This is a genomic window from uncultured Tateyamaria sp. (assembly GCF_947494755.1).
Classification (GTDB): Bacteria; Pseudomonadota; Alphaproteobacteria; order Rhodobacterales; family Rhodobacteraceae; genus Tateyamaria.
On the sequence record NZ_CANLVZ010000026.1, the window covers coordinates 1 to 19496 of the forward strand.

Below are 19496 nucleotides of genomic sequence, written 5' to 3' on the forward strand. Positions count from 1 at the left end.
CGTGTGGCAACCCGTTACGATAGATGCCCAAAGGTCTTCCTGTCAGCAATCGCCCTCGCCGCACTCGTCATTTACTGGCTATGAGTCCTGACCCTAGTAGTTTGTCCTTCGCGCTGCGCTATTCGAATGAGATATTGGCACTGGAATTAGAGAAATGCTATCTGGGTGCTGATAATTTTTCAGTCCACAAATCTCCAATGTCAATGTCTGACCATTTTGATTCTCGGGAACGAATTGTGGCGGCAGCGATCAACATGATTTGACGTACTTATCTGGGTATGCTTCGGCGAGGTTTGTATGCGCCCCCTTGGTTGACCTTGCACCAATCCTGATCGACATTGCGGGCGAGGATGGCCTTGTTCGTCAGAACGGTGCCTTGCAGGTCGGCTGGATGCAGCAATCTGGCCTAAGATGGGTGGTGAACCGCAACGTGAAACATGGCAGCGCCCCCCAGTTTTTCGTCCCCACATTTGTCACCATCACCGAAGTGACGGAAACCGGGGCGACAGACCCCGAATTCGTCATCTCGAACGAGGCGACGGGCAAGTATTTCACTGCGGACCGCGCGACGGTGCTGTTTCTGGAAGCGATCAATCGGACCAAGAGCGTCACTGCGGCGCTGCGCGACGTGCCCATGATCGAAACCCAGGTCAAGCCGCTGCTCGGCAAATTGCGCAACGCAGGTGTGCTGGTGCAGGCGGGTGATACGGTGCGCGCCCCGGCCCCGAAATCCCCTATCGAGGGCAAGCTGATCTCTTTGCGCCGCGATCTCATAAACGCGGCGGGGGCGGCGCGCCTCTTTGCGCCGTTGGGCCGGTTTCTGTTCAGTCCGGTGGGATACATGGCTTGGGTCATCGCGATCTTCGCGACCTTGGCCCAATTGATTACCAACAGCGACAAGGTCCTTTATTCCTTGCGCCAATTGCCCGACCAAAGTGTGCAAAGCCTGATCTTGCTGGTTCTCATCTATTCAAGCATCAAAGCGATCCACGAGATGGGGCACGCGCTGGCTTATCAGCGGTTTTGTCAGCAGGCTGACCTTGATCCGGGTCCGATCCGCATGGGCATCGCAGTGTTTGCGATGACCCCGTTCCCGTTCACGGATGTCACCGGGGCGTGGCGGCTGCGCAGTCGGTTTCAGCGGGTGATGATCGGGGCAGGAGGTATGTATATAGAAACCTGGATGATCGCGATCCTGACAGCGATCTGGGCCAATGTTCAGGCCGGGCCGATCCAGAGCCTGATCTTGCAGGTGGTTGTCATCAGCGGTGCGATGACGCTGGCCTTCAACCTGAACCCTGCGGTCAAGCTGGACGGGTATTACATGCTGACCGACGCGATCCGTCGCCCCAACCTGGCTGCGCGCAGCCGGTCGGCGGCGCTTCACTGGATGGCGCGGCGGTTCGGCGGAGAGGCGGTGCGTCCTGATCCGCTTGATCTGGGATATTGGCTCATTGCATATGCGTATCGATGGACGATCTTTGCAGGAATTTTCTGGCTGGCCTATCGGTTTGATCCAAATCTTGCCTATGCGGTTCTGGCGGTGACGACAATGATGTTGATTGTGCGCCCCATCATCGGGACGTTCAAATACCTTGCGCACCAACGCATCAAACCTGCGCGGGCAATCATTTTTGCGCTGCTGGCCGGGGGCTTTGGGTTGTTGCTGTTTGTCCCGCTGCCGGATCGGGTGTTGGTGCCTGGTCACTACCTGACGCATGAGACGCGGTTCATCGAGCCCCCTGAAACCGGCAGGCTTTCGTCAGACGCAGGCGGCTTGCAAATCGACAATCCACAACTGAGTGAAGAGCGCACCTCGGTCACGCTGCGCCGTATCGCCTTGGAAAACACGCTGCGGTCCGTATCTGTGACGGCTGTTGAACAGGCTCGGTTGCAAAGGGATGTGGAGCGGCTGGTCGCGCTTGAGGGCGAGATCGCGGCGCGGATGGACAGATCGCGTATCGACCTACCTGAGACGCAGGTCTGGACGCCGATGGCGGCTGAAACCTATGGCGGGGCGTGGGTTTTGGCGGCATCCGATCCACTAGGTGCCCTGTCGCGCCCGGTGGACCCCTACATTCGCCTGCGCGTGCCGCAAACGGCGCTGCAACAGGGCCTTGAACTTGATCAAGGTGTGCCGGTCGGGGTGCGCTTTGTGCATGACGGCACCTGCGACGTTGCGGCCACTTTGCGCACAGCCTTGGCGCAGGCCACGCTTTTGGAGGGCGACGCATTGCTGCGCGCCACTTTTGAGGACACCGACTGCACCCGCGGCCTGCGGTCGGGTGCCGCTGTCGTGGCGCGCATAGAGGCCCCCGCCAAGAGCATATTGGTGCGTGCCAGAACTGCGGTTGCGCGGTTGTTGCAAGACCGTCTTCCTGTCACTGTGGCGTCACCAACATAAGGGGTTTGCCATGGTAAAGCGCCGTGCAGTGTCGCGTGATGACAAAGAAATTCAGCCGTCGAGCCTCCCGCTGCTCTATCAGACGCTGGTGCCGTTGAGCCCGGAAGGGCAGGGGAACCTGAGTTTTATCGAACAGCGCGATTTTGACTTTGCCCGAACGGCCAATGCCATTCCGCTGACGGCGGACGAATTTCCCATGGCGTTGCGGCATTTCCCGATCGTCTTTTCGTCCGGGCCAAGCCCCACGCCATTGGCGCTGGTGGGAATGCAGAAGGGGCGCAATGATTTTGTGAACCCGGATGGGTCGTGGCGCGACGGGGTCTATGTGCCTGCCTATCTGCGCCGCTATCCTTTTGCGATGGTGCGCGAAAGCGATACCGCAGAGCGCAATCTGCTCTGTGCGGACCTGTCCTCGGTCATGTTTTCGGTAAATGGACCTACCGAGCGGATGATGTTTGCCGATGACGCGCCCACTGCCTTGCTGGAAGGGGTACTGGAGTTTTGCAATCGCTATGAAGTTGCGCTGCATCGCACCCGTCTGATGGTTCAGGAGGCGCAGAAACAGGAGTTGATCGGCCCCTCGACCGTATCTCTGACGCGCGATGGCAAGACCACCAAGGTCGAAGGGTTCTCGGTTGTGTCCGAAGAGCGGTTGCGTGGCCTGTCCGACACCGTGCTTGCAGATTTTGCCCGGCGCGGCGTGCTGAACATCTTTGCCGCGCATCAGATGTCGCTGACCAACTTCTCGACCTTTGGTGAGGCGGCACCGTGATCCGGGCGCTGGTTCTGGCGCTGGTACTGGCGACCCCCGTCGCGGCCCAGGAAACGGTCAGCGCGATCCTGGAGCCTGCGCAGCAGATTGATGTGCGGGTGTCCGTTGCCGGACGTATTGCCGAGATCGCAGTGATCGAAGGTGCAGAGGTCGCAGCGGGGGCGCTTGTTCTGTCCATCGACAGCGCGGTGCAGCAGGCGCGCGTCAAGCTGGCGCGGCTGGCAGCCGAGGCGACCGGCCCTTTGCAACGTGCCCAAACCTCGCTGGCGCAGGCGGGCACGATGAAAGACCGAATTGCGCGCGCCAATGCCCGTGGTGCCGCGCAGGCGTGGGAAGTCACCCAATCAGAGCAAAACGTGCTGTTGGCCGAGGCGGACCTGTTGGCCACCGAAGAAAGCCGGGCCCGTGCAGTGGCCCAGCTTGAGCTTGAGCGCGCCACCCTGTCGGAATTCAGCGTGATGGCCCCCTTTGACGCCACCGTGCTCGAGATATTCGCAGAGCCGGGTGAAACAGTGGATACCCAGACCGTCCTCATAACTCTGGGCCGCCTGGATCAGCTGGTCGCGACGGCCTTCGTACCGCTGGATTGGGTGTCGGGCCTGATCCAGGGTGATCGTCTGAATGTGACCTTGGATGATGACACGCAGCGCGAGGTCGCATTGACCTTTATCGACCCCCGCGTTGATCCGGCCAGCCGCACGGTGCGCATCAAGCTGCAACTGGCCAATGCGGACCGGGCGTTGCGTGTCGGTACGGGTCTGGTCCTGCGCCGTCCATGAGCGAACCGACACCAAACGCTCCGTCGCTGATTGAGGCTCTCCAGCAGACCTTTGCAAGCGATCTGCCCGCGTCCTCTTTTGCGACCCGGCTGATTGAACTTGCCCGTGCGCTGGTGACGTGCCCTTGGGCCGTGGTGTTGGATCTGATGGATGCAGAGGTCGAGATCAGGCTTGGCCAAATGCCTGACCCGGTCAGCCCTGCAGTGATGGCTGCGGCCAAGACGCTTCTGGGCGCGGACGAGGATGGCCCGGACGTGGTGGTCCTGCCCGAGGCGCTGATCGCGCGCGTGGCGATGCCGGATGGGGCGCGGGCTGCTTTGGCCTTGGGGCGCTCGGCGGGCGGTCAGATTGCGCAATCTCTGTCTTATGAACGGCTGGCGCTCCTATCGGTGCTTTCGTTTGCGCAAAACGCCCACCCCGATCATACGCTTCAGGCCGATCTGATTGCGCGGGTGCGCGCGGTGGCGTCCGAGCCTACATCCGAGGGGTTGCAGGCCTTGGCTGATGTGCTGTCGCGCCATATGTCTGCGGATTACGCCGCCATCGCGTTGGCATCCGCAGGCCGGATCAATGAGCTGAAAATCTCAGGACAGGACGGTGCTGCAAAGCGGGCGAGCCTGCCGGATCGCTTGCGCACGGAGATGCGTGCGACCCTGCGCGCGCATGGCACATCCGGTGACCGTATCTTTGCCCCGACTACAGCGGGGGGCGATAGTGGCCTAGTCTTCCACGTGGAGGGGGCGCAGCGCAATCCAAGTGGCGCACAATTGGCCGCCGCGATCTATGGCGTCAGTGGCGCGCGCGCCCATCAACGCCGCTGGACGGGTGCCCGGTTCGTCAAGCTTGGGGTGTGGGCCCTTGTGTTGATTGGTGTCTGCCTTGTTCCGATCCCTGATCGTGTCGAAATCCCCGCAATGGTCGAAGCCGCTGAGCGCCGCGTGGTCACAGCGCCGTTCACGGGCCGCCTTGATACGATTGCGGTGAGCGACAGCGCGGCCGTTGAGCAAGGGACCCAGCTGGTCCAACTCGACACCGACGCCATCGACCTCGATCTGATCGAAGTAAGGGCCGAGATGGCACGCGCTTTACTGGACCGAGAGGCCGCGCGGGCCGCCCGCTCAGCGGCGGATCTGCGCCACGCGGAACTCGAAGTCGAACGGCTCGAAGCCCGCACCACGCGGCTGTCACGCCAGTTGCGCGATGCGGCCCTTGTGGCCCCCATAAACGGGCTGGTGATCGCGCCTGATCTGATTGAGCAGCTTGGCACAACTGTGCGGCAGGGGGACGTGCTGATGGAAATCGCAGACCCCCGCCTGTTGCGCCTGCGCCTGTCGATCCCGGATGAGACGCTTGCCCTGGTCGATACCGGAAGCGTGGGTCAGTTCCGTCCCGATTATGATCCAACTCTCAGCTACACTGCCGAAATCGCGGATATCTCGCCTGCGGTGTCGATCCGCGATGACGTTCCGATCCTTGATGGCCATGCCGATCTGGAAGCGGATGTCGCAGGGCTGCGTCCCGGTCTGAATGGTCTAATGGCGCTGGAGCGTACGTGGCAACCCGCCGCGCTGTTCGTTTACGAGGCGATCCGCGATTGGGTTCTGCTGCGGGTCTGGTTCTAGGGCCTAGCGCGCGCTGCCGGGCAGGGCGGTCGCATCCGACAGGAATTCATAGTTGAAGCGGTTCAACCCCAGCCCAAGCGGGTCCACCGACGATTGGTAAAGCCGCTCAACGGTAAGCGCCGCGGTATCGTTAAAGACCTCATCCACCTTCAAGGTCACGCCAGTGCCATAACCCTCACCAACAGTCGCGGGGCTGAAGAAAGTGCGCGCGTTGTAAAGCCCTTGGGCTTCGGGCAGCGTCGAGGGACGATCCTGTTGCAGCTGTATGGAATAGCCTTCATCGTTAAGCAGCGTCCCGATGGTGACCGTCCGTTCGGGCACCGGAATGTTGAACGAACTGCGTTGCACACTGTCAATCGGATCGACGGGCGCATCAAACAGGCGAGTGCGATCATAAAACGACCAGAAGTCGTCCTCGACCTGTTCAAGTTCGACCCTTGGGAAGATTGCGATCCAGTGCCCGCCTGCATCTGCCACGATATTGCGTACATAGGACAATGACCCGTCCTGCCGATAAAGCGAGACGGTGACGTTTGCCCCCGGTTCCGCCGTTCCGGAGAAGATCGGGTCGATCTGGAGAATGGACAGGAATTGCGCATCGTCAATGCCCAGATCTCCGAACCGCAGCGCGCCTTGCTCATCGTCGTCGTCATCGGGGATCGGGTCAGCCTCGATTGATGCGCTGTCCGCGTCGATCAGCGGGCGTCCCGGCCCGAATGGCGTGGTGGATCCCAGCACAGAGGCGGTGTTTTGGATGTCCTGCAGAACCGGCGTCACAAAGCCGACAAAGACGTCATATTCGACCGTGAGCGTCTGACCCGGCAGCAGGACAGGTGCGCTGACGACCAGCGTATTCGCACCGGACGAGGACAGCACATTGCCCAAGGTTGGATCGGACAGACGCGGGTTGCCCACAATGGAAAGATCATTGGGCAATGCGTCGGTGATCACGAGGTTGAAGGCTGGACCAGTCGCCGCCGCATCATTGCTGAGCACGACCGTGTAGGTGATCGTATCGCCGATCATCGGATCGGGATCGCTGACGGTTTTCTGGATGTCGATTTGCGGCTCGACCACATCAACAGAGGCGTCGGCCTGCTGTTGAACAAAGTTGAAGCCATCGGCGGTTTGCACATCAAGGCGCGCGTCATTGGTCAGGACGGCCCCGTCTGTTGCGGCGGCAACATCTGCCACGCGGACGATGACCTCAATGACGACCTGATCCTCGGCGTCGATCACGCCCTCGTCCGCGGCGCCGACGGCAAAGGTATTGTCGACATCCGTAAAGGTGAAGGTCACCACCTGGCCCGAGACAGAGGCGGCATTGATCGCGCCTTGCGTGATCCCGGCGGTGATCTCATTGCCCACGGTCACCACGCGCGAGGACACAAATTCAAGCCCATCGGGCAGGGTGTCGCGCAGTACAACCAGTTGGTCGTCAAGCTCCGGAATGGTCAGTGTCAGATTGTAGGTGATCAATTCGCCGACGTTGACATCAGGTTGCGTCGGATCGTGCGCGCCTGCGTCCGTTTGGGGAATGTCAGTGGCGACAATCGCCTTTTCCAGCGCCGGATTGGTGCCCACGCGGTGATCGTCGGATACCTCGTCATAGACCTGTTGATTGGGGTCATTGCCCGGCGCACTGTCGTAGTTGACCGTGACTTCGTTACGCAGGGTCGACGCAGGCGAGACACCTGCTGCAACATCTGCATTATAAGACACCGTGATCGTCTCGTCCGCGAGCACCACGTCGAAACTGGCGGAGAAGCCGGTCGGCGTCGTGCTGAGGCTGGTGGCGCTGATGACACCGCGCTGATCGCTGGTGAAGACTGGCGTGCCGTTCAGCGACAGCCCATTGGGCAAGGTGTCCACAATCGCAACGTCATAGGCCGGGCCCGTGCTGCCAGAGGGGTGGCTGTTTTCGATAACGATGGTGTAGGGGATTGTGTCGCCCGCATTTGCACCATCGGGGCCGGATTTGACCACGCTCAACTGCGGCTCGACCAGCGTCACAGACGAGGTCGCCTCGGCCTGATTGAGCGGAAGCCCCGGTCCGGCAGGGTCGATCTCGACCAATGCGTTATTGGTCAGCACGGTGCCTGCGGTAAAGCTGTCATTGGCGCGCGCGGTGACCGTGATGGTCAGAATGTCATCCGTCCCGATGCTGCCTAGCGGGGCGGGATTGGGCGGGTTGTTGATGTCCTCGAACACAAGGGTGAGATCGTTGCCGGCCACCGTTTCTGTTGGTGTCGGGAAGGCCCCGCCGCCGATTGCCGTCATGTCACCGGTCGACACCACCGTAAAGCCGATATAGTCCAGCCCGTCCGGCAGATCGTCGGCAAATACCACCTCTTCCATCTCGATCTCGGGCAGGAAGAGTTGATAGGTGAATGTCACTTCTTCGCCAATGTTCAGCACGAATGGCGACTGAGGCGTTTCGGCGAACGACGACGCGGTTGGCTCCTTGGTCAGGAACGGGACAGTTGCGACCTGAAAGATGTCCTCGGCGGAATAGTCGCGATCCGCGATCGGGTCGCCATTGGCATCGACGGGATCGCCCGGCAGCGTGTCGTAGTTGATCGTCGCAGTGTTGGGGAAACTCTGGGCGTCGGGCGCCGCTACACTGAGCGTCGCGCTGTAGGTCACGGTGACGGTGGCCCCGATCGGTATGGCAAATGGAACGCCGCCGCTGCTTTGATCGTCCAGCTCCACCGAAAAGCCGCCCGCGCTTTCGACGATATTCAGACTGGCGGTGATGTCTGTGGGCGTTTCACTGCTCAGTTCGACTTGCACCGACCCAGTGTCGAGCGTCAGGAATGCGTTGCCGAGCGCATCAGCGATGATCAGATCATAGGCGGGCGCGTTGCCGGTATTCTGGATAACCAGTTGATAATCTACGGTATCTCCGGGATTGACCGCGATATTCCCAGTCTTGTCGATGGTCAGTTCAGGTTCAACCACCTCGACCGTTGCCGTATCTGTGACCGCCGTCAGCGTACTTTCCCCCTGCGGGGTGATTGTCAGCGTTCCGGTGTTGGTCAGGTCCGCATCATCCACGTTCGAGGCGAGTGCGTTGACGCGCGATACCACCTCAAGCGTTATCTGGTTTGTCCCGCCTGCCGCGTTGACCACATCGGTGAATGCAAAGGTTACATTCTGCCCGGCGGGTGTGATGGTCGTTGTGCCATTGATCGACACGTCCGCATCCGTTGACACAACGCGCGCGGACACGAAATCCATCCCCGGGGGCAAGGCGTCGACCAGTTGCACGCTGTCCATCGGGATGTCGGGCAGGGTGATGACCAGTTGATAAGTCGCCTCTTCTCCGATGGCGAGGTCATCAAAGGCGTCAAACAACGCGTCGCCTGTCAGCGGGTTCGAGGTGCCCACCACCGTTTTAGTCAAGGTTGGCACAGTTGCGACGGTGTGCGTGTCGGTGTCGGTTGGCCCATCGCGGTCGGTGATCGGGTTGCCCTGGCTGTCCACCGGATCACGGGGCGCGCTGTCGTAATTGACGCTTGCAGTGTTGGTGTAGGTCGTGAGCGCCGCAACACCTGCATCCAGCGTCGCATCATAGCGTACCGTCAGCACCTCGTCCGGCAAAAGGCGCGGCACGGTGATGGTAAACCCGTCGCCACCCGCATTGCGTACTTCGCTAAAGGCGGTGGCGGTGCCATCGATCAAGACGGTGAAGGCCGTTGCATCAAGCGTCAGCCCGGCGGGCAGAGTATCAGCGATCACAACGTCGTAGGCAGGGCCGGTCGCCGCTGGCGTCACGTTTGGCCCCGAATTGGTGGCCGTAATCTCGAACGTGCCGCTCGCGCCGGGGCTGAGGGCGAGTGGGCCGGTCTTATCGACCTCCACCAGCGGTTCGACGATGCGGACGGTCGCGTCGGCCTCTTGCTGGTTGAACGGAGGCGTCACACCGCCCGGCCCGTCAGGGTCCACGTCCAGCGTAACTGTGTTGACCCGCTCGTCCCCTGCCGCGTTGTCGACGTTGTCCTCAACCGCCGCGGTCACAAACAGCGTGAACGTATCGCCCACCGTCACCGCGCCGTTCACCGGATTGTCGATGGCACCGAAATCAAAGGTCACGTCATTGCCAGACAGCGAAATCGTCGGCCCGCCTGCGTTTGCACCGACTACCAACCCTGACGCGTCCGACAGGTTGCTACCGGTCAGCAACGAGCCGGTCAGATCAACCTCAGCCTCGACAAACCGAAAGCCCGAGGGCAGATCATCGGTGATGCTGACGGTTTGACCGTCAAGCTCTGGCAAAGTGATCACATAGCGGTAGGTGACTTCCTCGCCGATGGCGACATCAAAGGGCGTGTCGGCCGGGCTGTCGGAATTGGTGTCAGCGTTCGAGCTGCTGAACGGCTCTTTGGTAATGAATGGAATGGTGGCGATCCGGTGGTCATCGCTGTCGGTGCCCGTGCGCCCGCCGCTGTTCGGATCGCCATCCTCGACGGTGTCAAAGGTGGCGGTGGCGGTGTTAAAGAAGCTTTCAGCATCGTCTGCCGTCAATTCAAGAAGCACATCGAAAGTAACGGTGGCCGTCTGACCAGGCAACAGGGTCAGGCCGTCGATGGTGAAACCGTCACCGGGGCTTGGGATCGTGATTTGCCCGGCGGGTACGGCGGTGCCGTCCCCGTCCGTCGCGCTGTTGATCTGCACGAATGTGAGGTCCGGATCGGCAAAGGGGTCCGCGATTTGCAGATCATAGGCCGGACCGGTGCCCGTGTTCGTCACGGTGATCGTATATTCGACCACGTCGCCGGGATCCGCCGCAATGGGCCCGGTCTTGTTGATGGTGACGTCCGGCTCGACGATGTCGATGTTTTCGCTGGCCGTGGCGGGCGGTTGCAGTGCTGCGCCGCCTGCCGGGTTTGTCACATCCAAAGTCGCGGTGTTGGTGAGCGTCTGGCCGTTCGCCACCGTTGTGGGAACATCCAGTACTTGGGCCGTGACCTGAACGACGATTTGCGACCCTGCCGGGTTTGAGGCTGTGGTCCCCGCCAGATCAACCACGCCAAAATCAAAGGCGACCGAGCCGCCGGACCCTGCCGTCAGGGTGATGTTTGCATCAGCGTCGGTCGTTCCATCGACAAGCCCGTTGGAGGATGTGGCCCCGTTCAGCGCGATAACCTCAGCCGACACGGCGGAGAGGCCGGCGGGCAGATCGTCGGTCAGGACCAGGTTGGCCTGCCCCTCGGGGATGTCCATGACCAGTTGGTATGTCACCGTTTCCCCAACGACGAGTTGCGCGTTGGCCCCGCCGGTTGGATCGGCTGTGTTGGTGTCGGAACTGCTGAGGTAGGCTTTGGTCAGGGACGCATCGAGCGTTGCGAAGGTCGCGGACGCCTCAGGCAGGGTAAAGCCCGCCAGCCCTGCGTCATAGACGCGTTCCTCGGCATTGGGGTCGGCAGGGTCGGTGACTTCAGTACCGTCGGGGTTGCTGTCATAGCGTGTAACTTCGGCGGTATTCTCATAGGCGGTGCTGAACAGGGCAGCGTCGGCCACCTCGGCCTCATAGGCGATTTCAATGCTGGCCCCGGCCTGCAAATCGGGCACGATCACCTGCAATTCGCCCGCGCCGTTGACGCGGAACCCGAATGTGCCTTCGACCGCCGCGCCCAGGGGGGCTGTGCCCGCAGGCACCGTTACCACCACGGTGCCGCCGCTGTCGCGGATCGTGAGTGCAACACTTGCGGGGTCCAGCGTCACCAGCGATCCTACCACATCATCGTTGATGATCATGTCGTAGGCCGGGCCATCGCCGTTGTTGGTGGCCGTGACCGCGTAGGTCACGATATCGCCTGCATCCGCCGTGGCGGGCGAGACGGTCTTGGTCAGCGCCACATCGGGCTCGACCACCTCGGCTGTTGCGGTGTCCTGCACGGTTTGCGTCGTGCCTTGCCCGTCGACAAATTCCAGGGATGCGGTGTTGGTCAATGTATCGGTTGTATCGATACCGGCCAGATCGACGACGCGCGCGGTCACCCGGACGACAATCTCATCCTCTTCGTTCTGAATGCCGTCAAAGGTGTTTGTCAGATCGCCGAAATCAAAGGTGGTCACACCGCCCGCATGGGTGCCGATCGGAAGGGGGCCAACCTCGTCAATCAGGTTGGACAGCACATCGGGGTCATCGCCAAAGCGCACCAGTGTCGAGGATACGAATTCTAGCCCGGTGGGCAGCGTGTCGCGCACGATCACGCCGTCTACGGTTCCTTCAGGGATGGCGATGACGAGTTCGTAGGTGACCTCTTCTCCGATCGCCAGAGCGGAGCCGGTCGTGTCCGCGTTGCTGGTCGCCACGATCTGTTTGTCGACTTCGGGGCTGGCCACGCGCACGACCTCGGTGTCGGACAGCGAAAATTCGCGGTCGTCCAGATCGGGCCCCCCGCTGTCGTCCTCGGGCGTGCTGTCAAAGACCAGATCGGCGGTGTTGTTGATGTTGGTGCCCGCGGGGACCGAGTTCAGCACCTCGCCTGTATAGCGGATTGTCGCCGTGTCCGTGGGATCCAGCCGGTCGATAAAGACGGTAAATCCGTTGGCGGGGGTCCCTTCGGTCAGCGCAAAATCGGTGCCGTTGAAGGCCACGGGCGTGCCGTTGATCTCAAGCACAAGCGAGCCGACATCGTAGGTCATGAACGCAGCTGGCAGCGCGTCCGTCAGGGTCAGATCGAAAGCGGGCGCATCTCGTGGCCCACGCAGGTTTGCAATATCAATCTCGTAGGTGACCGTGTCCCCGACCGCTACGATATCGTCAGCGTCCGTGCTTTCCTTGTCCAAGGTCAGGTTGGGTTCGATCAGGCGCAGCGTGGCATTGTCGCGCACGTTGGTCAGCGGCCCGCCGTCGGTCGTGGCAAAGCCAAAGGTTGCAGTATTGCGCGTCGCATCGCCTGCATCAAAGCCCGCGATGTCATCAATCGTGCCGCGGACCACAACTTCGATAAAGTCGTTGGTCAGGTCGTTGTCGGCGGGGTTCTGGAAATCCCCCAGGGTGAAGAGGACCTGATTGTTGGCAACTGTTCCCGTCTGACCCACGAAACCCGGAACAGGAGACGTCAGGATCTCGGCACTTTCCAGAACAAGACCGCCAAAGTTGACCCGGTCGCGGATGACCGCATCGAAATACTGGGCTTCGGGCAGGTCAATGCGGATCGTGAATTCGACCATCTCGCCCACGACAACCTCGTTGGCGTTGCGCCCGGTGGCACCCCCGTTCGCTATTGCGAAGTCCGGATCAAGCGGCGTATTTGGCGTCGCCGGGTCGGGATCGGTGAATTGCCGAAAGCTGAGAGTCTTTTCGATCTCGGGCGCGTCTACCTGTGCGGTCGCATCGTCGCTAAGCCCCGTGACGGGCACGCGATTGATACCCGCCTCAAAGGCGGCGTAGTTAGTGATATCGCTTGTGTTCGTGAAGATTTCGCTGGCCGTGGCATCCGGATCGACGGTCACATCATAAGTGATGATGGCGATGTTGTCTCCGGCACTTGCGTCAAAGGCGCGGATGGCCCCGACCGGCAAGCCCGTGGCGGCATCCACCTGATCGGTGAGGTTCAGCCCCGCCCCGAACAAGTCCCCGGTAAAGTTGATCGTTGCCCCTGTACCGTTGGTCACGAACACAGATCCGGGCACCAGCGTCATCCCTGCAGGCAGTGAATCCTGCACAGTGACGTCAAAGGCACCGTTGGGGGCACTGCCGGTGTTTTCGACCACAATCGCAAAGGTCAGTGTGTCGCCTGCATCAATCCCGGTGATATTGGCGTCGATCGGGTCGGTCTCAAGCGCGGTTGATCCCACGACACCACTAAACCGTGCCCCCGAAGTGCCCGGCGCGTTGAAGGTCACGGGACCAGTATCGCCCAAAGCCACATCACTGTTGGGCGAGGGCGCAAAGGCAACGACGCCTTTGGTGATATCGAGCGAGGGTTCGGCGTAGTTGAATTGGGCGATTGCGGTGGAATCGACCTGACCTGCAACCTGGTTGCCCTCAAAGGCGGTCGATTGGTTTGTCAGGAACAGGTCTGGCGCAAACAGGGCGTCCTGCACGGTGACCGTGAACAGGATTTCGACCACCACAGGGGCGCGGGGATCAATGCTGAGCCCTCCAAAGTCGTAGTCGATCTGATTGTCTGGCGCGTTGGTCGACACACTCGGCAACCCTGTGCCGGGCTGGCCCGAGGCCTGAAACGCGGCAAAGAAGGTATCATTGCTTCCGAAAGTGGATTGGCCTGCTGGCGGAATGGCTGGTCCAGAGCCGGGTGCATAGAAAGATGCAACGCCCACTTCGGTTGCGTCAAAAATGTCCTGTGGCAGGTTGTCTATGATGCTCAGATCATCAAAGGATCCGAGGGGGCTATCATAGATGATTGAAAAGGTAATCGTGTCCCCGGCGGCAATTGTCGGATCGGCACCGGGGGCGACGCCATTGACAGCCACGATGGATTTTTCACGGATTTCGCCCACGGCAACGGAGACCGATGCGCTGCTTTCATCCGTGATGGCATTGAACACGGCCGGGTTATTCGGGTTGCGCACATCTCCGAACACGTCGACCGCATTGGACAGCACATCGCCCTGACCAATCTGAGGCAACCCCAGACCGCCATTGTTCGTAAACGCCTCGCGGACCGTGGCGCGATAGATGATCGTTGCGGTCGTGTTGATCCCTTCAGAGGTGCCGTCCTGCGCGATATCACCGGTCAGCAGACTGTCCTGCCCGGCTGTTACCATCGCTTGAGACAGGTCAAAGGTCAGCGTCGTCTCGCCAGTTGTGTTGAAGTTCGACAGGTCCACCTCCAGATCGCCTGACCCGGCGGTCTCGTCAAAGCCAGTGGCGGTCGTGATCGACTGACCCTGCTCGCTTGTCACGAAGGTGGCGGAGCCTTGAACATAGTCCCACCCGTTGCCCAGCACATCCTCGATGCGCAGGTTATCGATATCGGAATAGTCGGCGACCTGAATGTTCAGGGTAAAGACAAACTCATCCCCTGGGGTGGGGCCCGGTTGGCCTGTGTCCACGGGCAGGGCGATGCCCTTTTGGATGTTGAGTGCCGAGGCTTCAGTAACGATCGTGGCATCGTCGGTCAGGCCTGTCTGGGTTGCATCGCGCGGGTCCAGCGGGGTCCAGTCTCCTTCGCCCGTTACTGTGTTCCTCACCTCGCCCAGACCGGTATTGGGGTCCAGCACCGGGTCGGTGCCGTCCGTTTCGGTGATGAAATAGTCAAAGGTGACAGTGACGGTGCCGGTCACTTCGGTAAAGTCGATCACCAGATCATTGGTTGCCCCGGTCAGTTGCACATCCGTGGGCGGTTCGGTTGTCACCACCGCCCCTGTGCCCCCGTTCACTGTCAAGCCGCCAAGGTAGACAATGCTGGTCGGCAAGCTGTCGGTCAGCGTGAAGTTGTCCAGCGTCTGACCGTCCGCGACATCAACCGTCAGCGTATATTGATAGGGATAGCTCGGGCCAGTGGCGGCCTCGTCTTCGGGGATGTTGCTGGCCTTGCTGACCTGAAACAGCTGCTGATCGACAATATCGGTGTTGATCGCACCACGGATTGGTGGGTCAACGCCTGGATTGTCTTGCGCGTCTTCGCCCAACGCAAATCCGCCAAGAGCGCTTATGTTGAAATCTTGCGCGAGATCCGCATTCGGCGAGAAATCCAGCACCACATCAATATCGACAGGTGGGTTGCCGGGTGAAAACGACCCGTAGGGCAGTTGAAACACGACAAGAGTGTCACCGGGCTGTGCTCCGAAATCGACCGCGTTGATCACCAGCGGATTGCCAAGCGTATCAGTCGCGAACGGATGCACCGCTTCGCCTGCGGCATCAAACACCAACTCTTCGGTTACGATGGGCGAGCCAAGGAAGGTCGCGCTATCAAAGGTGACACCGTCATCCCCGTCGCTGCCGGTCGAGGGGAGCACCAGATCGACATAAGGTGCGTAGCCGCTGTCATTGGTGCCGGTATTGTCAAAGGTCAGGGTGACCGCCACGTCCTGTGCGCCAATGTCGATCTGATCGGGCGCATCCACAGTGACCGTCGGGGTCGCATCCAGAACGATACGATCCTCAAGCGCCTCGAACTTTGGCGCATATATCCTTGGTGACCCGAGATGACCCATGCGCAGCCCTCTATCGTTTCACGATTTTATAGGTGGGCTCGTTGCGGATATCTTTGCGAATGTCGGTCTTGAGGCCCCACCGCTTGAGCAGGACGCCGCGTGCGCGGGCAAGGTTTGCTGCCGCGATTTCGCGGGTGGCACGGGCGGTTGCAACGGCCTGTTCAGCGGCTTGGGTCTGCTGATAGCTGCCCAAGAGGGCTGACAAAAGCGCGATCCCGTTCTCGCCGCCAACCCCTTCATTCCACCGTGCCTGAACGGCGTTCAGGTCACGTTGGGCGGCACGCAGGAATTTGCGTTGCGCGATCAGGTCGTTGCTGGCCACCACATATTCGTTGGCCGATACGTCCACTTCGAGGATGATTGTCGAAACAACGGCCATCACCTGCCGTTCTTGCTGGATCGTTTCAAGTCGGCGGCGCTTGTAGCGTGCATCCCGCTCATCAAAGCCGAGAGGCACCGAAAACTTGAGGCCGACAAGGTTGCCGTCCCCATCATTGTCGGAGCTGAAAGCGTCCGAAAGGCTGGCACCGTTGGCGCTGGAGTTCTGGTTGGCCTCGAGGATCAGGTCCAACTCGGGCAGGCTTTGGTTGGCGGCAATGCCTTCACGCAGCAACGCCGCTTCATATTGCAAGATCGCCTGCTGCAACTCGGCCCGGTTCACAAAGATATCCTCGAGCGTGTCATCCGTGCGCAGCACGCCAAGCGCGCCATTCGGGGCGGAGGCAGGCACGACCTCAACCCCGGCGGGGCCAAGACGGCGGTCATTGACAAGAGCGGCAAGGCGGAATTCGGCGTTGTCCACCGCAGAGCCTGCACGGACCGTATCCGCGCGCCATTGTTCGGCAAGCGACGCGGCGCGGTTCACCAGCAGGGGGTCGGCGTCAATTTCGATCCGGTTGCGCACCTGAGAGGCCAGCTGCGCACCGGCAGAGGCCAGGCGGCGCTGCTGCAGATAGACGGCACGCGCCACGTAAAGGTTCCAATAGGCGCGCTCGACCTCCATCAGATGTGCTTCGGCCTGGCGACGGAATTCTTCGGTCGCGATGGCCGTATCCATGTTGGCAATCCGGCGGGGGGCGTCATTCACGCTGACGCCCGATCCACGCAGCAAGGGCTGAACCAGCGCGATGGTCGTGCGCGCCTCGGACTGTTCACCGGGGATGTAATTGGTGTCGTTCGTGTCCACCCGTTCGAATTTCTGCGACACCGAGATTTCGCCGCCAGTGATCAGCCGGGAGCGGACGCCGAATTCGATCTGGTCCTCGTCGCGCAATTCACGCTCGGCCCCACCGGCACTGCCCGGACTTGTCGCGCGGATGTCGTCGCGGCTGCGGGAGGCTTCGGCAAAGAACTCAGGCACGAACCGCCCGCGCGCCTCTTGGATGGCGGTGCCACGAATGGCGGGCAAATCCCCGAAGGCGGCAATCTGATTGGAATTGCGGATGGTCGAATTGATCGTATCGGGCAGCGAAATCCGCTGCTGTGCGCCTTGGGTCAGGTCGCCCTTGTGCACGCCGTTGGCCCACCATTCATCCGCTGTTGACGGCGCTGAGGTGCTCGATACGCGGCGCACCTGATCCAGCGAGGTGCCCAAGCCACGCTCATTGGCTTCGACCAGTGCATATCGCCCAAGTGCCCGGCGCAGATAAATGGCGCGGTCCGTGGTGTTCTGGAAACGCTTGTAGGTGATTGTATCAACGGGCCAGTCGCGGCGGGTCTGACCCGACGCCACGTCGAATTCTTTCTGATCATCGTTGGAGGTCAGGGTGTCGACCCGGTCACGTGCCTCTTGACCGGTCAGTGTTTCACCGGCGCGGCGGGCCTGCAAATCTTCGGCTACCGAGGGAGAAAACCCACGCGGGCGGGGCAGGTCGCGATCACCGGGGACAATAGGGGGCTCGCTGCACCCCGCAATCAGTGCCGCAGTCAAGCAAATCATTACCTTGCGTTTCATAAGCTACTCTCCCCATTCACCGCGTATTGTCAGAAAGTTGAGGTCAGTGAAGGGTTTTTTCGCCCCAGCTTTCCCCTTTTCCGATCGTTAAGATATCTTTACGCCAGAGGCGCGAGTTTGCCGATAGTTAAATTTGGGATGCGCAAAGGGCGGGGCTATTGTACAACATCGGCAAAAAGGTGCCTGCAAATGGGCATTGCATTGGGGGACGAGCGTGAAATTTCGGAATGTGTTGGCGGCGTGTGCGCTTGCGACGGGAATTGGGGCCGTGCCCGTGGTGTCCGCCCCCGAAGCCCGGGTCTTTACCACCTTTGACGTGCGCGGAAACGATCGGTTTCGGGACGAAGATGTGATTGCGACATCCGGGTTGCGTCCTGGGGTGCCAGTCGGAGAGCCTGAAATCATCGCAGCAGTTGAAGCACTTGATTTCACAGGTGAATTCAAGGATGTGCGCATCTTTTCCCGCGGCGATACACTTGTCATCCTCGTAGATGAAGCGCCCGGCTACTCTGGCGGTCTGACATTCGCGTTGGGTCATGACAGCGATGATGGTTTCGTCGGACAGGTGGGGCTGTCCCTGAAGGATCCTTTCGGACCAGGCACGGCCATCGACAGCAATCTGTCGGTCGCGGACGAGGTGCAGAAGTTCCGCTTCACTGTGCGGGGCGACCAGTTCTGGGGCGGCGACCGCAGTGGCGGTGTCCGATTTGGCATCGAGAACTTTGCCTATGATAATACGTCGTTTGACTACGCCGCTGCGGACATCACCGCCTATCTCAATCTTGCGCTTGCCCCGCGCACGGGTGCCGAGCTGCGCTATACGCTTGCCACGGACGAAATTTCGAGTGTCGACCCGAGCGCCTCCAACATCCTGCAAGAGGAAGACGGCAATCGCGTGTCGTCCGGCGTCGGGTTTTCCCTGATCCATGCCTCAGAGCCGTCGGAGGCAGCAGCGCAATTGGCTGAAGCGGCCTGGTCCGTCCGTTTTGATCAGGATTTCACGGGGCTTGGGGGCAATACTGATCTGTCCTACACGAAGGTCAGCTTTTATGGACGGGTTCCGCTGACCAGCAATGGATTTGCGCTGCGCACCCGTGTTGAGCTTGGCCATGTCACCGCACTTAGCGGTGATGATCCCACGGCGGCCGATCGGTTCTTCTTGGGTGGTGCAAATTTGCGGGGTTTCGAGCGGGCGACCATCTCGCCTCGCGATATCTGTGAGGGGTGCGGTTCAAACGGGGGCGACACCTTCACCAACCTTGGGGGCAACACATTTGCCGTGGCGCGCACCGACCTTCTGGTGCCTCTGTTCCCCAAGCAGCCCGGTCTTGAAACGTTTTTGTTTGGCGACATCGGCTCTGCCTGGTCTGTCGACACGCCGTTTGCGGCCTCAGGTCAGCTTGAGGACGACCGCAAATTGCGCAGTTCCTACGGGATAGGCGTGGCGTTTCGAACCCCCCTCGGGATTTTCGAGAGTTACTATGCCGTGAATGCCAGCGGCGAAGACAACGATGAAGAACAAGCGTGGGGACTTACGTTCAGGGCTGAGTTCTGAAAGGCGAAGTTTGGCCTGCTGCCGGTTTCGTGGACGGCAGTTTAAGCTTTCGTAGTTCGCTCCTCGAATGTGATAGGACTTAGATAGCCAATGGTCGAGTGGCGGCGCTTCGGGTTGTAGAAGCATTCGATGTAGTCGAAGACATCTGCCCGCGCCTGCTTTCTGGTTCTGTAGGTTTTGCGCCTGACCCGTTGTAAGCGGTGCGCCGCCCCCACACTTACGGCATAGCGCCTGATCTGCGATTCAGAGGCTTCTTTGATTTGTGGGGAG

8 protein-coding genes and 1 pseudogene are annotated in these 19496 nt (G+C 60.6%); 6 read left to right on the top strand and 3 right to left on the bottom strand.

Annotated features, from left to right (window positions below):
* The 5 genes and pseudogenes from Q0908_RS19665 to Q0908_RS19685 form a co-directional block, all read left to right on the top strand.
* A pseudogene (locus tag Q0908_RS19665) lies at positions 1–84 on the top strand (IS5/IS1182 family transposase); the annotation flags it as partial.
* A gap of 223 nt (positions 85–307) precedes the next feature.
* Positions 308–2404, top strand: a complete 2097-nt coding sequence (locus tag Q0908_RS19670) for a hypothetical protein (protein ID WP_299288785.1) — start codon at positions 308–310, stop codon at positions 2402–2404.
* Positions 2405–2414: 10 nt separating this feature from the next.
* Positions 2415–3176: a SapC family protein gene (locus Q0908_RS19675; RefSeq protein ID WP_299288790.1), complete on the top strand. Its 762-nt coding sequence runs from the start codon at positions 2415–2417 to the stop codon at positions 3174–3176.
* Positions 3173–3955, top strand: coding sequence for an efflux RND transporter periplasmic adaptor subunit (locus Q0908_RS19680; protein WP_299288797.1), 783 nt, complete (start codon positions 3173–3175; stop codon positions 3953–3955). Before Q0908_RS19675 ends, Q0908_RS19680 begins: the two co-directional genes overlap by 4 nt.
* Positions 3952–5577 carry an efflux RND transporter periplasmic adaptor subunit gene (locus Q0908_RS19685; RefSeq protein WP_299288800.1) on the top strand — a complete coding sequence of 542 codons (1626 nt, stop codon included), beginning with the start codon at positions 3952–3954 and terminating at the stop codon, positions 5575–5577. Before Q0908_RS19680 ends, Q0908_RS19685 begins: the two co-directional genes overlap by 4 nt.
* A gap of 3 nt (positions 5578–5580) precedes the next feature.
* Here the strand turns inward: Q0908_RS19685 and Q0908_RS19690 are convergent, their stop codons facing one another.
* Entirely contained in the window at positions 5581–15717 is a 10137-nt protein-coding gene (locus tag Q0908_RS19690) for an isopeptide-forming domain-containing fimbrial protein (protein WP_299288803.1), read from the bottom strand.
* 10 nt (positions 15718–15727) lie between these two features.
* The gene (locus Q0908_RS19695; RefSeq protein ID WP_299288806.1) at positions 15728–17671 is read right to left on the bottom strand and encodes a TolC family protein; all 1944 of its coding nucleotides are present in this window, start codon (positions 17669–17671) and stop codon (positions 15728–15730) included.
* Between the two features lie 214 nt (positions 17672–17885).
* On the opposite strand from Q0908_RS19695, the gene Q0908_RS19700 reads away from it, so the two are divergent.
* Positions 17886–19226, top strand: coding sequence for a BamA/TamA family outer membrane protein (locus Q0908_RS19700; RefSeq protein ID WP_299288813.1), 1341 nt, complete (start codon positions 17886–17888; stop codon positions 19224–19226).
* A 41-nt stretch (positions 19227–19267) separates the two neighbouring features.
* Here Q0908_RS19700 and Q0908_RS19705 read toward each other — a convergent pair.
* Positions 19268–19496, bottom strand: a 229-nt coding sequence (locus Q0908_RS19705; RefSeq protein ID WP_299288816.1) for an IS3 family transposase, incomplete at its 5' end; no start/stop codon positions are given.

Excerpts from the sequence above, each read along its gene's own strand:
- Q0908_RS19675 (WP_299288790.1), top strand. The coding sequence starts at position 2,415 with ATGGTAAAGCGCCGTGCAGTGTCGCGTGATGACAAAGAAATTCAGCCG.
- Q0908_RS19685 (WP_299288800.1), top strand. The coding sequence starts at position 3,952 with ATGAGCGAACCGACACCAAACGCTCCGTCGCTGATTGAGGCTCTCCAG.
- Q0908_RS19690 (WP_299288803.1), bottom strand. The coding sequence starts at position 15,717 with ATGGGTCATCTCGGGTCACCAAGGATATATGCGCCAAAGTTCGAGGCG.
- Q0908_RS19695 (WP_299288806.1), bottom strand. The coding sequence starts at position 17,671 with ATGAAACGCAAGGTAATGATTTGCTTGACTGCGGCACTGATTGCGGGG.